The sequence below is a fragment of the Chryseolinea sp. H1M3-3 genome (assembly GCF_029360725.1).
In the GTDB taxonomy this organism is placed as follows: Bacteria; Bacteroidota; Bacteroidia; order Cytophagales; family Cyclobacteriaceae; genus Chryseolinea.
In genome coordinates this window covers 710,499-729,615 of sequence record NZ_JARKMY010000002.1, presented here as the reverse complement: position 1 = coordinate 729,615, position 19,117 = coordinate 710,499, and the positions used below count along the sequence as shown (strand labels likewise).

The following is a 19,117-nucleotide window of genomic DNA, read 5'->3' as shown; positions in this document are numbered from 1 at the left end:
AATGCTTACCAAAAGAATAATTCCCTGCCTGGATATCAAAGATGGCCGTACCGTAAAAGGCGTAAATTTCATTAACATTCGAGATGCTGGCGATCCTGTTGAACTGGGGGCAGCGTACGCAAAGCAAGGAGCTGATGAGCTTGTGTTTCTCGATATTTCCGCAACAAATGAACAACGCAAAACGCTCGCACATTTGGTAAAAGAGATTGCACGGCATATCAACATACCATTCACAGTCGGCGGCGGAATAAGTTCTGTTGCCGATGTCGCCCCGCTTTTAGAAGCAGGCGCAGATAAAGTAAGCGTCAATTCTTCAGCGGTCAAAAATCCAAAGCTTATTGACGAATTATCCAAGTCATTCGGATCACAGTGCATTGTGTTGGCAATTGACGCACGGAAGATCGATAATCAATGGACCGTGCATACGCATGGAGGAAGAAATCCAACGGACAAAAAACTATTTACCTGGGCAAAAGAGGGACAAGAAAGAGGCGCTGGAGAAATTCTCTTTACAAGTATGGATCATGATGGAACGAAAAATGGCTTTGCGAATGATCCGCTCGAAAAGCTTCATCGTTTGTTAACTATCCCTATCGTTGCATCTGGAGGCGCCGGAAACATGGGGCATTTTATTGATGCTTTTCTCCTGGGTAAAGCTGATGCCGCTTTGGCTGCTAGTATTTTTCATTTCGGGGAAATAAAAATTCCCGATCTAAAATTGTTCTTGCATGAGCGGAACATCAATGTACGTTTATGATAATCACAATAATCCAGTCATGACATAAACAGACGCATTTTCTTTTAAGTAACTTGATAACTTTCGGTAATTCCATAAAGAACGGGGACTAAAATTGAATTAACATGCCAGATATAAATATAAATTTTTCAAAATCCGATGGACTTGTTCCATGCATTGTACAGGACGTAGTAACGAACCGGGTATTGATGCTGGGCTTTATGAATGAGGAAGCTTACAACAAAACTATCCGTGAAAAGAAAGTGACTTTTTTTAGCCGAACCAAACAACGCCTTTGGACTAAAGGTGAAACGTCTGGAAATTTTTTAATGGTGTCAGAAATAATGGTTGACTGTGATCAGGATACTTTATTAATAAAAGCTCAGCCAGTCGGTCCGGTATGCCATACAGGGAATGACACATGCTTCAACGAAAAGAATAATACCTGGGACTTAAGTTCGCTTGAAGGCATCATCAAAGACAGAAAGATTAATCCGGTTAAAGGCTCTTACACAACAAGTCTTTTTGAATCGGGAATTAATAAAGTGGCACAAAAAGTTGGCGAAGAAGCTGTTGAATTGGTTATCGAAGCAAAAGACGACAATAAAGAATTATTTCTTAATGAGGCCGCCGATCTTATGTATCATTACCTTGTTTTACTGACACAGAAAGGTCATTCTCTTCACGACGTATTGGCAATTCTGAAAAAGCGACATAATAAGTAACTTATTATGCCAACATGTTCCAGAGAATTTCAACAGGATGAAGTGCTTTTCTTCCTGTTCCATCTTTGATCTGGTGACGGCAGCTGGTTCCCGCTGCAGCGATTATTACATTTTCAGGTTGCTTTCTTACCGTAGGAAAAAGAACGAGTTCACCAATTTTCATCGACAAATCATAATGCTCTCTTTCATAACCGAAAGATCCTGCCATTCCACAGCAGCCGGAGGGTATGAGATGAACCTCGTTATTTCCCAACCTTGTCAGAATTTTTTTAACCGGTACTAAAGATGAAAGGGCTTTTTGCTGACAATGCCCGTGGAGTTTAATCAGTGCTTTCTTTTCCTGGAACAACTTCAAATCAATATTATTATCATCGAGTTCTTTGGCCAGAAACTCTTCAATCATAAAAGTATGCAATGCTATTTTTTTTGCATTGACTTTTTCCTCACCCCGTAACAAGTCCGGATATTCATCACGAAACGTAAGAATGGCTGAAGGCTCTACACCAACTAGTGGGCTATCTGCAGAAATGATATCCTGGTACAAAGCCACATTCTTCTTTGCTAACTTCCGGGCTTCTTCCAGCATTCCCTTTGAAAGAAAACTTCGTCCTGACTCGACATGCGGAACAAATTTTATTGCATAGCCGAGTTTATCCAAAAGTCTGACGGTTAGTATCCCGATTTCCGCTTCGTTGAAATTGAGCAACTCATCAATGAAAATGTAAACAGTTTTCTTTGGATTCTTTACTGTAGGCCGGAAGTGACGTTTAAACCATTTCTCCCAGGTGATATTGGAAATACCTGGCATGCTTCTTTTTTTCGCAAATCCAATAATAGATTTGGCAAGGGGACCGGTCACATTGTTTCCGAATATTGCACGATATCCCCACGGCACTAGTGAAGCGAGCTTCATACCCAATGCAAAATTACCGATTAGTCGCGTTCTAAAAGGGATTCCTTTCTCTTTGTAATATTGGTACTGCCATTCTTGTTTCAGCTTACCCAAATCAACGTTAGACGGACATTCCGATTTGCATCCTTTGCAGCTTAGACAGAGATCCATTACCTCTTTTATTTCTTCGTGTGCAAAAGGGTTTGCTTTGTCAGACCGTGTGATCATTTCACGAAGTATGTTTGCTCGCGCGCGCGTAGTATCCTTCTCATTACGTGTAGCCATATAGCTAGGGCACATCGTTCCTCCACTTATTTCAGATTTCCGACAGTCGCCCGAACCATTACACTGTTCAGCAGTCCGTAAAATTCCATGTGTCTCCGAAAAATCAAGGATGGTATCGAATTCTTTTGTTCCCTGGTCCTTTTCATATCGCAAATAGGTATCCATCGGCGGCGTATCGACGATCTTTCCGGGATTAAATATATTTTTCGGATCCCAAGCTCTCTTTAATCCTTTGATAAGTTCATAATTATGGACACCGATCATTTTAGGAATAAATTCTCCACGCAATCTGCCATCACCATGTTCGCCGGAGAGTGATCCATTATATTTCTTTACAAGCGAAGCAGTCTCCTCCGCCATGGTACGAAATAGCTTTACACCTTTTGTAGTCTTAAGGTCAAGGATGGGTCGCAAATGAATTTCACCTGAGCCGGCATGCGCATAATGCACGCTATACAAGCCGTGCTTTTTCAGTAATGCATTGATATCGGCAATGAAGTCCGGTAAATCATTTACATCCACTGCAGTGTCTTCAATGACCGGAACTGGTTTTTCATCACCTGGAACATTAGAGAGTAACCCTAATCCAGCCTTTCGAAGGTTCCAAACTTTTTTAATGCTGTCACCTCCCACGATCGGGTAAGAATATCCCAAACCTTTGGACTTCAGGTCGGTCACCAATGCCAACGCATCTTCCTCGGCCTTTTCTTCCGTTGCCCTCGTGATTTCCGCTACCAGAATGGCTTGCGGATCACCCTCAACAAAGAATCGATTTTCAACCTGCCCTCTATTTCTTTTAGTAGCTTCAAAGATATAATGGTCCATAAGCTCCACTGCTGAAGGATTATATTGCAGTGCAACGAGGTTAGCACGCAACGATTCATCTATACTGCGGCAATGAATGCAAACCAACTTTTTATGCGGCGGTTCTAACGGAGTCAATTTTATTTTTGCCGAAGTAACAAATGCAAGTGTTCCTTCCGAACCTGCAATAAGGCTACAAAAGTTAAAACGCTCACCTTTCGCATTAAAGGGTTGCATCCTTGCCAACATGTCTATGGCATATCCGGTGTTTCTTCGCGGGATGGAAAATTTTGGAAATTCCCTTTCGATTTCAGCTACGTTTTTACTGTCCGACAGAACCTCAAAGGCATGCGCATACACCTTTGCTTCCAAACTGTTGCCTTTTACTTTACGCTGAAAGGTGTCTTGATCTACAGGACCGAAAATTACTCTGGACCCATCCGAAAGAAATGCATTTACTTCAATCAAATGCTCTCGCGTGCTACCAAAGACAACAGAATTTGAGCCGCACGAATTATTACCAATCATCCCGCCGATCATGGCGCGATTGGCAGTTGAAGTTTCAGGAGCGAAGAAAAAACCAAGTGGCTTGAGGTAATGATTCAAGTCGTCTCTTACAATGCCGGGCTGAACAACAGCCCACCCTTCTTTTTGATTTACTTCGATAACTTTATTAAAATATTTGGATACATCAACCACAATACCAGCGCCCACAACCTGCCCTGCCAACGAGGTTCCCGCCGTTCTGGGAATAAGTGAAGTGCCGTTTCCGTTTGCAAAACGAATCAACCGCTCTATGTCCTTTTCTGATTTAGGAATTGCTACTGCCTGTGGAATTTCGCGGTATGCCGAAGCATCGGTTGCGTATAGTCTGCGGTGGGTTTCGTCACTGAAAAACTCGCCTTCCAGCTCGTTTTCTAAAGATCCAAAATTCATGTGCCAAAACTAACTAAAAGGTGCCTAACTCGTCAATGTTGCCAGCGTTTGTCAATATTTTTTTTTGGAGGGCTTTAAACTAACGATTGAATTAATCTATTGGCACACATGATGGTTTTAAAGGAAATCTCACTCATTCTGATCACTTTGTAAAATGATTTTCCCTTTCATTACCTGATGGAGGCTACAATAGTAATCTGCACCTTCAGTCACAACAAGCGTCCATGAACTACCTGTTTTTAATGGTGCGGAGCTCCAAGTTTTCTTTGATGTTTCAGTAACATCATGATTCATAATGTCTTTGTTCACCCAGAGTATACGATCACCTTTATGAACTTTGATGGTGTCAGGCACAAATTGCATTTGGCGGATTTCAACGACATGAACCGTTTCCTCTTTTTGGGGACTTAACTGAGCGGGAATATCCTCTTCAACGGCATAAGGTTCCTCATTTGAGGCTGAGTCATTCTTTGATGTGTGTGTACAGGAATATAGGAAGAAGATTATGAAGATCTGTAGTATCAGATTCTTCATAATCCATTTCATATTACTTGTACATCTTTTGAACCATTTCTGCATGAGCAAGGTGTGTTTTTAAAGCAGGAACAACATTTTGCAGCAGCGCTTTGAGCTCACCATTCTCACTTTCAGGAATCAATAATCCCTCTACAGCATTGATAACCGCCTTGTGGTATGCAACCTCATTATCGATATAAGCTTTATTGAAGGACTTACCTGTTTTTCCCTGAAGCGCCTTCTTTGTTTGATCCGCATCAGTCAATAACTTCTTACTAACCGAATTTTCTTTTGGAGTAACACCAAGTTTTTTCACAAGATCGGATGCTTGATTAATGACGGCTTTATGGTCGTTCGCCATGGTTTCTGCAAATTTCAGAATGTCAGCGTCTTTAGATTTTTGCTTGGCGATTTCCGCATAGTCGATATCAATCTGATTCGCTACAACGGCAACATGGGCCACCTCTTCATCTGATAATTTCGGATTATCCTGTCCCAATACCGGCGCGAACAAGCCGGTCGATAGCCACAGCGCGGCGGTGAACATTGTGATTTTTTTCATAATAATTTCCAATTAGTTGTTTTATGGAAATTAGATTATGCGTTTACTGATTGGTTACAATAAACGGGTTAAAAATAGTGGGCGCCATTTTATAATTGCTATATCAAAAAAGATTGAAAAAGACAGATCACACCTTATCTTCTGTAATCCATTTTCCCACCATCGGTGCAATGTACCTTTGCATTTGCTGAAGCAAATCATCAATGTTTCCGCTAATCAAAAGCATCTTATAGTTGATGGCCTTCAAAAAGCCTTTAGCGACCATGTTTTGAAGCAACAGGTTTAAAGAATCATAAAAGCCATTAACATTGAGTAAACCAATGGGCTTTTTATGCAGGCCAAGCTGTGCCCATGTTAGCATCTCAAAAAGTTCCTCCAGGGTTCCAAAGCCTCCGGGCAAAGCAATAATACCGTCGCTAAGTTCATGCATTTTCATTTTGCGTTCATGCATGCTGTCTACAATTAGCAGTTCTGTCAGTCCTTCATGCGCAATTTCTTTGGATCTCAAAAAGTTTGGAATTACACCAATAACTTGTCCTCCATGTGCTATCGCCGCATCGGCAACGGCACCCATGAGCCCGACCTTAGCACCTCCGTATATAATTTGAATATTTTGTTGTGCTAGTTTTTCACCAAGTACTTTTGCTTGATCTATAAAAACGCCTTCTGATCCTGTGCTGGAACCACAGAAAATTGTTACTCGCTTCATACGTGTGAATTACCTTGTGTCATTTTCTTAAGCAATCCTAAAAAATTTTCTAACGGAATTTATACGCAGGACCACCGATATACTTTGTTTCCAAAAATTAGCTTTGAATCAAACGTTGTGTAATAAAATCAATTACCTCACTTGAATTAACGGCAACACAAATGTTTATTTTTGGCCGGTTCTTCCAGGGCACTAGTGCGTCACCTTCTTCATGATCGGAATCTCCTAGTGAAGGCCATGTCTTTCCTTTGCTTATGCATGCGGTGGTCTCAACCCTGACAGGACATTGTACCGTTTCAAAGAGATCAGGCTTGAGGCAATAGACTATGGCGCTTGAATCATGAACGTAGGTACCTTCAATTTTATTTGCCTTTACAAAAAAGTCTCTGTAAAACGGAAACGTTGACGCAACGTATGCATTAAGCGGCGTTCTATTTTCTGCGATCTTTTCAAGGACAGAATTATGCATGAACACTTTGTGTGTAACGTCTAAACCAACCATTGTAACCTGCCAATTCGCACCAAGGACAATATCTGCAGCCTCTGGGTCGGATAAAACATTAGCCTCCGCGGCAGGTGTTGCATTACCTGCGCAAAACGCGTTTCCTCCCATCAAGATTATCTCTTTTACAACATCTGCGATAGTCGGATTTAACTCAAGCGCTAATACCAAATTGGTTAACGGCCCGATCGCAATAAGCGTCACTTGCCCCGGATGGGCTAGTATTTGCTGGACAATAAATTCAGCAGCGGAAAGCTCAATAGGTTTCAGTGGACTTTTTGGTACCCATGTATTTCCTTGGCCATCATCGCCATGCACAAAGGGTACACCATATGTAAATGTCCCTTTCAATGGGTTTGCTGCGCCTATGGCAACCGGGATATTTCGGTTAGCGATATGTAACAATCGCAAGGTATTAATGGTAGCCAGTTCCACATCAACATTTCCAAAGACCGTGGTAAGACCAAGTATTTCAAATTCCTTGCTATTCAATGCAAGCTGAATTGCCATGCCATCGTCGACACCAGGGTCGGTGTCAATAATTATTTTTCTTCTATCCATGTGAATTAATCAGGTCTTTGTCCTTATGTCCTATGTTTTTATGAACTCTTGAGAAGATAATACTACATCAAAACCTTAAATCTGAATACACACCTTTAATATTGCAACGACAGGAAAGTTTCCCTTTTAAGGCATCGGGTTTGAACATGGATTTTCCCAATAACATCCTTACACATTCCTGAACACCTTCAGTGATAGATGGATGCGGATGAACACACTCCGACAATTCTTCAATCCCTTTATCCATAAAAATCAATAATGCGATAGCCTGTATCGCACTTGATGCCTGATTGCCGATAATTCTAACGCCGAGAATTTTCATCGGTTCAGAATTGGTCACCATCAATTTAATAAAGCCCTGCGTATTCCTTTTGGCAATTGCTCTTGGTATACAACTGTAATCGAGCGTGACGACTTTGTAATCCGATCCCTTCTCCCTCGCCTGCGTTTCATTTAGGCCAACACCAGCAACTTCAGGATTAAGAAACATGATGGTGCTGATGTTTTCATAAACAAGCTTTTTCTTTGGCTGACCGAAAATTTTTTCAACGGCGTAGCGTCCCTCGAGTTCCCCCACATTTACCAATGATATGTCGGCAGTGATATCGCCAACGGCATAGATATTGGAAATATTTGTTTGCGTATCATTGTCTTCGATCCCACGTTTCGAAATATGGATAGGGATGTCGCTGTTCCACAAACCCTCTAAATTAGGCGTCCGGCCGATAGCGATCAATGCTTTGGCTACATTGAAAGTTGCCTTTGCTCCATCATTGTATTGCAGCTCATATTCTACTCTCCCATTTTTTATTTCCATGCGTATCAGATGGGAGTTACGATGGATAAGAATACCACTGTTTTCCATGTTGCGTTCAATAACACGAACCACATCTTCATCTTCGAATGGAAGAATTCTGGAACCTTTATCTATCAGTGAAACTTTTGTTTTTCCAAAGCCCGAAAAAATCGTCGCATATTCACAACCGATTACTCCCGCTCCAACAATCACCATGCTTTCCGGAAAATCCTCCATGCGTTCAATGCCATCACTGGTCATGACAATTTTTTCATCGATTGGCAAATCGGGGAGATGTCGAGGATGGCTGCCGGTTGCCAGTATAATGTTGTCAGCCCATATTATTTCTTTTAGCCCTTCATCCGGCTCAATTTCGATTTCATTTTGGTTCAGTAGCCGCGCTTTACCTTTTTTGAACGATAGCAGGTTATTGAAATGAGAATCCTTCATTAGCTGCATGTGTTCTTCTAACATGTCTTTTCTTTCCTGTATGGCGGTCAGCACTGCCAACTGCATCTCTTTGTAATTAATGCTCGGTACCTCGATGTTAAATCGTTTTAAGTTTTTTCGAAACGATGCAGTTTCCCGCGACAACTCCCACCACGTTTTGGAAGACAGTGCGCCGTTCGTTACCCCGGCTCCACCGACTTTGTCTTTTTCAATGAGCAATGTTTTTTTCTTGAAATCAAGGGAACGCATCGCAGCAGCATATCCAGAAGGTCCCGCTCCGATTACAACAAGGTCAAATTTCTCCATACAGGTTTAAGGTCGGCGTAAGTAAATTACAATATAAAAGTAAGTTTTGGGTTTTCGTTTGAAGGTTTCAAGCAGCACAAGACAACCGAATACATCCTATCAGTTCATGTACATGAGTGTACCGGAATTTAGCCATGAACTACATTCATCTCCATAATAATTTGGCGACAGAGGTTTTCGAAGCCACTATTGTAACAATGATTACCAAAAGCCGTACAAGCCCTTGATTCAGACAATCATCGAAACTTTACTAGATTTTTGCCAATCATACGTTATGTTTGATATTTTACGAGTAAACTTTTCTTTATCGGCATGGACACCGATTGATTAAAGTCTAATCCCGATACGGTTAAAATTTGATCATGCGTAATTCAATAACTTTGACACTGGAATAATGGAGAATGGCCCTTTGACAAAGTTTTTTCATTCAATTATTCACTGCGGCACTATTTATTCGAAATCTTCCGCAGAAAAACGCGGCATCATTCTATCCAATGCCATCGGTCTCGTGCTGCTAGCCATCAGCCTGTTTCTGTTTAGTATGTATTATCTGTGGTATGGTTGGAATTTGATCACATTTGCCATTCCTGCTGCCGGAATGCTTTGTCTGCTGGTGATACCACTCAACTTGAAGGGTTTTAATGATTCAGCGCGGATTTGGATCAGCCTCATTATCCCCATTTTCGGCACGTTTCTCTCAGTCTATGCTAAAACAATTTATCCCGAATTTCAGCAGGCACTTGATTATTTCACTTTCAGGTTCATCATCTTATCCAGTTGTGTAATTCCCTGGGTCCTTTTTTCATTAAACGAGAAGAAATTCCTGGTGACCTGTTCGCTTATTGGGCTACTGCTACTCATGGCGTATGATCCACTGCACAATGCATTTGGTGTCCCCTATCACCAAGGAAATTTGAAAGCGACCAACTACTACTTTGCCAATGTTGTTATTTTCGTCGTCTATTGGGCGTTGATGGCGCATATCATCTTTCTGAAAAGGCTTTCAGAAAATACGGAGGGAAAAAACATTGAACTTATCAAACAACTCAATACTGCGAATGAAACGCTGCTTTTGAAAAATGCTGAAATTCAGTTAAAGAACGCTGAAATTTTAGAGCAAAGTCATGTCTTGCAAACCAATCAGGACAGACTATGGGATGCTAATCAAATTATTGAGGGACAGCGGAGACTTCTCCTTCAAAAAAATCAATCGTTACAATCAGAATTAATTGAAGCCAATAAGGTCCTAACAGAAACCAACACTGAACTTATAAAGCATAATAATGAATTAAGGCAGTTTTCATTTTCAGTTTCTCATAATTTACGGGGCCCTGTGGCCAGTTTGTTAGGGTTACTCGCCTTGATTGACCCAAAAAGCATTGTCGCGGAAAACGTGGAGATCTTTAAACACATCCAGTCATCGACAGAACAGCTTGACTACATTATAAAGGACCTCATCAAGATCATTGATATACGCCAGGATATCTTCCAAATCAGGCAGAAAATTTCTTTGTACGATGAATTCAAATCTATTCATGACATTCTGGAACACGAGATTTATTCACACCATGTGGCTTTTAGAAATGATTTCAGCAAGTGCGAAGTAATCTATTCGGTTAAGCCGATGATTCATAGCATTCTGTATAACCTGATCAGCAATAGCATCAAATATCGCTCGTTGGATCAGCCCCCTGTCATTGAAATTTCATCGGAAGAACTTGCCGACCAATTTGTGCTTACGGTAAAAGATAATGGGCTGGGTATCGATCTCAACACCCACCGCGACAATGTATTTAAACTTTATCACCGTTTTCACAGGCACGTAGAAGGAAGAGGCTTGGGTCTTTACCTGGTAAAGCTGCAGTGTGAAGCATTGGGTGGCACCGTCTTCGTAGAAAGCGAACTCAATAAATTCACAAAGTTTACGTTGCATTTACCAAAACCCGACAATTTGCAGATGCAATTGTTGTTGGATGAGCCTTATGCTAAGATCGTTTTCGATGCAACGATGAATTCCACTGGGGTGACGTGGCGGGGACCGGTTTCCAGTGAGCAATACCGTCAGGTTTTTTCTAAGGCCCTTGAATTCTTAACCGCGTACAATACCCCTACTTGGATTTCAGATCTGACTGATCAGGGTCACGTCGCCAAGGAAGACCAACTCTGGATGCTCACCACGATCCTGCCAGAGGCCGCCAAAAACGGACTAAAACGTATCGTATTGATTCAACCACTTGAAAGAGATCTGGAAGTACAGGAATACCTGGAGTCAATTGAACTGAATATCAATAAATTTGGTATTCGTTATAAATCCTTCCGAACTGTTCAGGAAACCGTAGAATGGCTGCGTAAGGAGAATCAAGGGACAACTTTATATCAAAATCATGATCGATCAGTTGATAGAGTATGACAAAGCCGCTTTACGGCTTTTAAACGGCTATCATACACCGTGGCTCGACCCCGTCATGCTTCTATTGACCGAAACAATTGCCTGGCTTCCTCTCTTCATTTTTTTATTGTACATCGTCTTTAAAGACTACAAAAAAGAAAGCTGGATTATTCTTGTCGGCATCGGCATTACAATCCTCCTGGCAGACCAAGTCACTGCAAGTATCATGAAGCCTTATTTTGCCAGATTACGACCGTCGAGAGAACCAACCCTGGAAGGGTTAGTCCATCTGGTAGAGGGCTACACAGGTGGTCAGTTTGGATTCGCCTCCAGTCATGCCGCGAATACATTTGGGGTCGCCACGTTTTTCTTCCTCGTCTTTGGTAGTAAAAGGCCATGGATTATTTGGCTATTCGTTTGGGCTGCATTCATGACTTACACGAGAATCTACCTCGGCGTTCATTATCCAGGGGATATTTTAGTCGGGGGTCTTATTGGGATGCTTAGTGGTTGGATTGGATTTAAATCTACCGGGTGGATAAAAAGCTGGAATGAGAAACGGAGGGCAATATCGACAGGGTAGTAAACAGCGTTATTTAACGCTAAGCAATCTTTTGACATATTTGCCAATTATGTCGAACTCCAGGTTAACAACGCTGCCCATTCCAAGTTGATTAAAGTTGGTATGCTGATGGGTATATGGAATTATTGCCACCGTAAATTCAGCGGGTTTTGAATTAAAGCAGGTAAGACTTACGCCGTTCACGGCAATAGAACCTTTCTCTACTGTGACATTCCCTACCCCTTCGTCATATTGAAAGGTATAAAGCCAGCTTCCTTCCATATCCTTGATGGATGTTACGATTGCCGTTTGATCTATGTGACCCTGGACAATATGGCCATCAAATCTTCCATTGTTTAGCATACATCTTTCCAGGTTTACAATATCACCTTCGTGCAACGCACCTAAATTCGTTTTCTGAATGGTTTCGTCAACAGCCACAACCCAATGAAAGTCCCCCTGGGTTTGAACAACCGTTAAGCATGCACCATTGTGAGATACACTTTGATCCACCTTCAATTCATTGCTTATTGCGCTCTCGATTTTGAACATGGTATTACCGCCTTGCTTTTCCAACCCGGCAACACGCCCTACTGTTTCAATAATTCCTGTAAACATATGTGCGTACTAATATTCAACGACGCAAGTAACACAACAATTTAAATTGCACCAATAAAGACTTCCTTTATGTAAGTGTACTCATGATTTGAAATATCATCTGATTTGAAGAGTGTTAAAAAGTTTCCCACTACAGAAGATCGCATAAAAAATGTATCACGCATTGGCTATACTATGATTTTAACATGAGTGAAACTGACGTTGAACCACCAAGTTAGATGCATGTAAGCACCACAAAATTGAATCAGAAATTCGCGAAATTGATATATTAAAACGAATTTAGCTGAATCTTGGGTATGACCATTGACCTTGCGTATTCAGGACATAGCATTCTAGATTATGGAATTTGGAAAAGTAGATTCTCCCGACTTAAACGGCATAGATTTCACCCTTCCACCCGATCCTGTCGAAACCAAACTATTATTAGACAAGCAAAAAAAACTTAATTCAAGAACTGAATTTTTTGTAGGATGTGCGAAGTGGGGTCGTAAAGACTGGATAGGAAAAGTCTATCCGCCAGGAACAAAAGAAGCTGATTTTCTTTCGCTGTATGCCAGGCACTTCAATTGCATTGAGCTGAATGCTACGTTCTATCGGATTCCAACAAAAAGCCAAACCGCTGCATGGGCGTCGAAAGTCGGAAAGGATTTTAAATTCTCCCCAAAATTCACGGATAAGATATCCCATTTGAAGCGTCTCAAGGATGTGAAAGAACTTACCGATCAATTCCTTGAGGGAATCAGTGGATTTAAAGATAACCTGGGTCCAGTATTTTTAATGCCCCATCCAGGAATGGGGCCTAAAACATTGGAGATAACAGAAGCATTCATTCAGTCATTGCCGAAAGACATTGAACTGTTCGTGGAATTTCGTAATCCACAGTGGTATGCTGACACCGACGCTTTCAAGAATCTATTTTCTATGCTCGAAAAAAATAACGCAGGCTCAATCATTACAGATGCGTCGGGCAGAAGAGATTGCGTCCACATGCGGCTTACTACCCCTACTGCATTCATTCGGTTTGTCGGCAACGGACTTCATCCCACTGACTACACGCGGGTGGATGATTGGGTGACGCGAATTAAATCCTGGATGGATCAGGGTATTGAAAAAGTCTATTTTTATATGCACCAACATGAGGAAATACATTCGCCAGAATTATGTAAATATGTAATTGAACAACTTAATAAGCGTTGTGGAACGAACATTCCGGACATAAAATTTGTAGAACAAACCGGTAGCGACGAGGTTATTGAAAAGTTAAGACCAGGAAAAAGTAGATTTAAAAGCTTCAATAGGACCTAAATGCCATTTGGTCGCCATTTTCGTGAGTTGCCCGCATAGTCATAAATGACTATTCCCTTAACATTTTTTGGTACTCGCATTTTCCTGGTGCCCTGTGAAAGAAATCCGGACCCATAGTAAAACTCCACACGCTGCGTTCGACCATCCGTAAATATCATTTCAGCATACGACTCCATGGGCTTTACATCTAAAATCGGCGCGGCTGGAGTCGTCTTCACAAATACCACAGCTGAGTCTCTATTTTGAGTGGCAACGAATAAATCATTTCCTTGTCCTTGAAGATTGACCAGCGCCTTCGCATTCCCAGGAACATAGAAACCACTTTTAGCTGATGGCACAACGGTAAAGTCACCCTTGCCATTCCCCAAAAGAATCATCCCCGTGAAAGCATCATATCGCCCCGCGAAAACTTCGTTACCATAGTCATTCCCTACCATTACAACATCTAAATTCCCATCTTCATCCAGGTCATTCGTAATCATTCCATTAACCGGTGCGATCTGGGTATACATGGGTAATGCAATAAGAGAAAATTTATTATTCCCTAAATTTTGTATATACGATGAAGCCATGTGATTAGCTTCAAGGATTAATGCATCTTTCAAATCTTCAGTCGAAAGAACCTCATCAATCGTTACTTTACTATATTGCTTATAGCGAGCAAATTTATTTCTGAATTTTGGACTTTGTGAATTCAATTCATCCCAAAAATGGATGGGGTATAACTTCTTAACATCTGCGTTCATAGATTCACGCATGTAGCATGCTAAGACAGGATCTACACTTCCGTTCCCATCAAAATCTTTCGCATATATCTTAAGAGGCAAATTTTCTTTTACCTGAAAATTATTGTTTAATCCCAGATTTCCGGCGATGTAGTCAATGTCACCATCGTTGTCAAAATCACCAGCGGTAATACTACTCCACCAGCCTATCCGTTGCTCGATTCCAGTGGATTTAATTCTTACAAGCTTGGCGTTCTCGTTAGTAAAAAATGTTATCGGCATAAATTCCCCGACAACTATTAAGTCAGGCTTGCCATCACCGGTAAAATCGGTCCAAAGTGCATCAGTAACCATTCCTACAGCAGCAAGTTCTGCACAGACATCTTTCGTTACATTCGTAAATTTCCCACGATCATTTCTCAATACATAATTTTCCGGTGGTAAAGGATAGCTGCCGGGCACTACCCTGCCACCCACAAATAAATCCAGATCGCCATCGTGATCATAGTCGGCTGCCCTGACACAACTGCCGCTGCTATTGACCTCTGGAAGTGCTTCTGCATTCAAAGTGAAATTTCCCTTGCCGTTGTTAAGATATAATCTGTCTTGATAGACAAATTGTCTTTGTTCTTCTATACCCCCACTAACGATATACAGGTCCAGGTCACCATCGTTCTCCACATCAAATAATAGCAGTCCTTGATCCTGTTGATACTTACCCGGGGCTTTAGCTGTCGTAAAATCAGATTCAAAGGTTCCGTCTTGGCGCTGTTTATAAACGGTAAAATCATGCCGCGCTGATCCGCCGATTACAAAATCTTCGAGACCATCGTTGTTAATATCGCCGACACAAATTCCTGGTCCAGTTTGGGAAAATTTATGCGGTAATGTTCGCTGAAGATTGAAGTCGATTTTATCATCTTCCTGGTGTATAAAATTAATCTTGAGCTTTGTATTTGCACGTTCGAATAGTGTGGTTGTGGCGACTGTAAATCTTTTTGGCTGTTCATGATTTTGTTGCGCTTTATATTCGATACTTAAGGCTTGATTAGCGTCTACATTTTTGAAATGATTGCGAGAGCCGTCCGGCCACTCAACAGCAATTGAATCGACCTTAGTGTTATTACCTAAACCAAAATGAATTATTTCATCGACGGAAGAAAGAAATCCACGAGAAAGGAATTGCTCATGATATTGGATCCTTCCAGAATCGTAATAGAGCAGCAATTTTGTACCAATAGCCTGTAAGTTATTATTGCTTCCTTTCAATTTTACATTTAAAAAATTATGGTCTTTTTGAGATGATCCGAGCAAATTATTTTCATACACAAAAGCGATATCGTTTATGTTGTTGACCACATAATCAAGATCACCGTCGTTGTCCAAATCGGCAAAAGCCGCACCATTTGAATACGATGGCGTGTCCATGCCCCATGATTTTGTTACATCAGTAAAAGTTAAATCGCCATTGTTTTTAAAGGCATAGTTGGGAATTTTAACTTCAGGAATTGAATCTAAAAGTAAACGTGTGCTGGCAATGTTACCTACATCAGCCCTGTAGTTGGCAAAGTCCTTATCAGTTATATCTTTTGGGAATCCGTTAGTAATAAGAACGTCCTTGTTTCCATCATTATCAAAGTCAGCCATCAACGGCGACCAACTCCACTCTGTTTGAAAAATACCGGCAAGTTGTCCGATCTCACTAAATTTGATCTGCTGATCAAGACCGTTATTAATATGTAGCATGTTGCGAACGTACTGATATTCATATCCGAATTTTTCGTTATTTATATATGTTAAATAACTTTTATTACCAATCGTAGTCTTTTTCCGGGCATTAGTTTCCGGGAGCATGTCCAGTGTAATGATATCGGGGAGTGCATCGTTATTAATATCTGCAGCATCATTGCCCATAGAAAATTGACTTTGATGCCCTATGAAATCCGCTGTCAGATTTTTGAAAGTGCCATTCTTGTTATTGATGTATAAAATATCATTAGACAAGTAATCATTGGATACATAAATATCAGGCCAGCCATCCTTGTTGAGATCTGATATCGCCAGCCCTAGTCCAAATCCTTCAAATAGAATTCCGGCTTCCAACGTGACATCTGTGAAAGTACCATTGCCTTCATTTCTAAATAATCTATCGTTATTAGCAGCAGATCCGTCTGCAATTTTTGGTCGGTAGTTGGTCGGTGCGTTCAACAGCTTTTGATTTTGCAGAACGTATAAATCTAAATCACCATCAAGATCATAGTCGAAGAAAGCTGCCATAACGCTATGGCCATCGTGATCAATTTTGTACTGCCCCGCCATTTCCTTAAATACAGGTTCACCCGCATCATTTAAGCCTTGGTTAACAAAAAGCATGTTTCGTCGATCTTCAGGATTAGGGTTTGTTGTGGCACAGACATATAGATCTTTCCAGCCATCATTATTTATATCGACTACCACTACACCCGAGTTCCAACGACCCGGAACGTTCACATTTGCCCTTTCAGTTACATCATTGAATTTAAATCCGCCTTGATTTAGATAAAGTTTATTGGGAACCTGATTACCGCTAAAGAAAATATCCTGCTTACCATCGTTATTGAAATCGGCAATACCCACACCCCCACCGTTGTAGATGTATTCGTAGGTTAAAATATTAAAGCTGTCAGATTCAACTACGAGGTTATTAAAATAAATGCCCGTGTCGTCAGCATCCTTTAGTTGAAACAATGTATTTGCTTTCTTATTACACTGGGTAAGGAGGGTTGAAAATGTCAGGACGCCTGCAAGAATAAGTGATCTGAATCGCATGGGTAAAAAAATAAGGCCAATTTACATTGGCCTTATTTAAAAGAGTAACGTTGCTAGGATTATTTAGAATCCTGTATTTTGTTTTAATATATCTGGTCCAACCAAGTCTATTTCAGCTTGAGGCAATGGAAGGAATCGATCTTTTGCTTCGAAGCTAGCACCTGCAAATGCGCCTGAAGGCAATTTTGGAGATTCATAAGTTAAGTAGCCTGTGATTACCCTTTCGATGTAGTCAGGTGTACTTGTCGGGGCACCATAAGCACCGCTCCAACGGGCTAGATCGTAAAAACGGTGACCTTCGCCGGAGAGCTCAAGTTTGCGTTCAAATCTGATTGCCTCAAGCGCAGTTGCGTCTTTTGCCCAAGGACCAGGATATTGATTAATTACATAGTTAGCAGCTGGGTTGCCACCTTTCATCACGAAGCCAGCCGGATTTGCTGCTCTCGCACGAACGTAGTTAACAAGTTCTCTTGCTCTTTCTGGGCTACCAACTTCATATTCTGCTTCCGCAGCCATCAATAGAACATCAGCAAAACGAATGATGGTGTAATTGATTGCTGTGTAACCAGGGGTCCATGAAGTGTTATCCTGTAAGCTTCCTTTATCAGTCTTGTAATAAGCATACTTTTTAGTTTGATAAGGTCCAGCGTTAGGCTGGTTACGGATCCAAGCTTTACCAGGGAAGTCCTGCCAGTCAAGATAAGGAATACCTCTGCGGCCGATAGAGTGGTCCAAACGAGGATCAACAGGACCAGCATCAGGCGTAAAGGGGTCGGCCGTTTCCTTTCCCATATCAGTCAGCAATTCATTAGCAGGCAAGTTATAAGCCGGGTCGTATGCGCCTGTTCCATCTTCTAAGAGTGGAAGACCACCTGATGTACGGAAAGAGTTACCCATTTCGAACGTAGGCTGGAAGAAAGAGCAGCAGTTACCAGGACCGTCAGCGCCAGTGTTATATGGCCAGTTCAAGTCAAACTCAGGGTTAGCGTTGTTAACACTCCCTGTGTTAGCTGCAGCCTGATAAGCCCATACTGATTCTTCATTGTTATCATTTGAAGCCTTAAAGATGTCAGCATAGAGCGGTACCAGTCCATAAGTTTTACCATTGGATGTTTTTCCGCTTCCTGTCCCACCGTAAGCAGCTGGAATGATCAATTCAAATAAATCCAAAGCTGCCTGGTATTTGCCTTGGTACATATAGATTTTAGCAAGGTATGAAGCAGCAGCCCATTTGTTTACGCGTCCAACTTGGGCTTGAGTTTCAGGCAGATTGTTATAAGCAAACAACATATCTGCTTCAATCATTGGCCAAAGTGATTTGTCATTTGGTACTTTCTCGATACCAGGTTCAACCCCAGCACCTGCTACGTCGATGTTTTCATCTACATAAGGTGTTTTATCGAAACCACGTGCTAATTCGAAATAAAAGTGCGCGCGGAGGAATTTCGCTTGAGCTTCAACACTCAATTTTTGAGCTGTTTGGGCGTTAGTTTCCCCAGGTGCGAGCGATACCAGCCTAAGTGTACGGTTAGCCCTGGATACACCTTCATAGTTGGCATTATACTTATCTCGAATAACTCCTTGTGAAGGCAGTGCTTCATAACGTTGAATCGGATTAATATCAGAAAAGTCTCCAGGGTCAGTTCCCTTGTTTGCTTCTCCACCACGAATACTTCCCCAAACCCAGTTTGAAGGAGAACCCATACGGTTATCGCGTCCATTTACCTGAGAATAAACCGCTAAAAGAGCGGCTTCAATACCAGGGCCGTTTGAAAGCAATTCTTCATTAAGAGATCCAGGAGCAGGCACCTCCAGAAAACTGTCCGAGCAAGAATACAGTAGGGAAAGGGTCACGAACACTGACCACATCACCTTACTTTTAAGTGTTCTTTTGATGTTATATTTCATAATTGATTTTCTTAAAATGATT

14 protein-coding genes are annotated in these 19,117 nt (G+C 41.4%); 5 read left to right on the top strand and 9 right to left on the bottom strand.

Translation table 11 applies throughout. From position 1 onward, the window contains the following. The first annotated feature begins 1 nt into the window (after nt 1). Together hisF and hisIE are read left to right on the top strand one after the other, a co-directional pair. Nucleotides 2-757, top strand: coding sequence for an imidazole glycerol phosphate synthase subunit HisF (gene hisF, locus P2W71_RS10615; RefSeq protein WP_276370628.1), 756 nt, complete (start codon nt 2-4; stop codon nt 755-757). 104 nt (nt 758-861) lie between these two features. Continuing rightward, nucleotides 862-1,461: a bifunctional phosphoribosyl-AMP cyclohydrolase/phosphoribosyl-ATP diphosphatase HisIE gene (gene hisIE / locus P2W71_RS10610; protein WP_276370625.1), complete on the top strand. Its 600-nt coding sequence runs from the start codon at nt 862-864 to the stop codon at nt 1,459-1,461. 4 nt (nt 1,462-1,465) lie between these two features. Here hisIE and P2W71_RS10605 read toward each other — a convergent pair whose 3' ends face one another. The 6 genes from P2W71_RS10605 to P2W71_RS10580 form a co-directional block, all read right to left on the bottom strand. Beyond that, on the bottom strand, nt 1,466-4,378 hold the full coding sequence (locus P2W71_RS10605; protein WP_276370623.1) for an FAD-binding and (Fe-S)-binding domain-containing protein: 2,913 nt from the start codon (nt 4,376-4,378) through the stop codon (nt 1,466-1,468). A gap of 129 nt (nt 4,379-4,507) precedes the next feature. Then, entirely contained in the window at nt 4,508-4,924 is a 417-nt protein-coding gene (locus tag P2W71_RS10600) for a plastocyanin/azurin family copper-binding protein (protein ID WP_276370621.1), read from the bottom strand. A 1-nt stretch (nt 4,925) separates the two neighbouring features. Next, nucleotides 4,926-5,456, bottom strand: coding sequence for a DUF4142 domain-containing protein (locus P2W71_RS10595; protein ID WP_276370618.1), 531 nt, complete (start codon nt 5,454-5,456; stop codon nt 4,926-4,928). 127 nt (nt 5,457-5,583) lie between these two features. Continuing rightward, the gene (locus P2W71_RS10590; protein ID WP_276370616.1) at nt 5,584-6,165 is read right to left on the bottom strand and encodes a TIGR00730 family Rossman fold protein; all 582 of its coding nucleotides are present in this window, start codon (nt 6,163-6,165) and stop codon (nt 5,584-5,586) included. 97 nt (nt 6,166-6,262) lie between these two features. After that, nucleotides 6,263-7,228, bottom strand: a complete 966-nt coding sequence (locus P2W71_RS10585; protein WP_276370614.1) for a nucleoside hydrolase — start codon at nt 7,226-7,228, stop codon at nt 6,263-6,265. A gap of 67 nt (nt 7,229-7,295) precedes the next feature. Continuing rightward, nucleotides 7,296-8,780, bottom strand: a complete 1,485-nt coding sequence (locus P2W71_RS10580; RefSeq protein ID WP_276370612.1) for an NAD(P)/FAD-dependent oxidoreductase — start codon at nt 8,778-8,780, stop codon at nt 7,296-7,298. Nucleotides 8,781-9,189: 409 nt separating this feature from the next. Between P2W71_RS10580 and P2W71_RS10575 the strand changes: the two genes are divergently transcribed. Both P2W71_RS10575 and P2W71_RS10570 read left to right on the top strand, forming a co-directional pair. Further along, nucleotides 9,190-11,190, top strand: coding sequence for an ATP-binding protein (locus tag P2W71_RS10575; protein ID WP_276370610.1), 2,001 nt, complete (start codon nt 9,190-9,192; stop codon nt 11,188-11,190). Next, entirely contained in the window at nt 11,165-11,752 is a 588-nt protein-coding gene (locus P2W71_RS10570) for a phosphatase PAP2 family protein (protein ID WP_276370608.1), read from the top strand. Before P2W71_RS10575 ends, P2W71_RS10570 begins: the two co-directional genes overlap by 26 nt. A 9-nt stretch (nt 11,753-11,761) precedes the next feature. Here P2W71_RS10570 and P2W71_RS10565 read toward each other — a convergent pair whose 3' ends face one another. Beyond that, nucleotides 11,762-12,349, bottom strand: coding sequence for a riboflavin synthase (locus P2W71_RS10565; protein ID WP_276370606.1), 588 nt, complete (start codon nt 12,347-12,349; stop codon nt 11,762-11,764). 339 nt (nt 12,350-12,688) lie between these two features. Here P2W71_RS10565 and P2W71_RS10560 point away from each other — a divergent pair, with 339 nt between their 5' ends. Beyond that, entirely contained in the window at nt 12,689-13,654 is a 966-nt protein-coding gene (locus P2W71_RS10560) for a DUF72 domain-containing protein (RefSeq protein WP_276370604.1), read from the top strand. Here the strand turns inward: P2W71_RS10560 and P2W71_RS10555 are convergent. Then, the gene (locus P2W71_RS10555; protein ID WP_276370602.1) at nt 13,651-17,187 is read right to left on the bottom strand and encodes a VCBS repeat-containing protein; all 3,537 of its coding nucleotides are present in this window, start codon (nt 17,185-17,187) and stop codon (nt 13,651-13,653) included. The two genes, P2W71_RS10560 and P2W71_RS10555, sit on opposite strands and share 4 nt — an antisense overlap. A gap of 63 nt (nt 17,188-17,250) precedes the next feature. Beyond that, the gene (locus P2W71_RS10550) at nt 17,251-19,095 is read right to left on the bottom strand and encodes a RagB/SusD family nutrient uptake outer membrane protein (RefSeq protein WP_276370600.1); all 1,845 of its coding nucleotides are present in this window, start codon (nt 19,093-19,095) and stop codon (nt 17,251-17,253) included. Between the last annotated feature and the right edge of the window lie 22 nt (nt 19,096-19,117).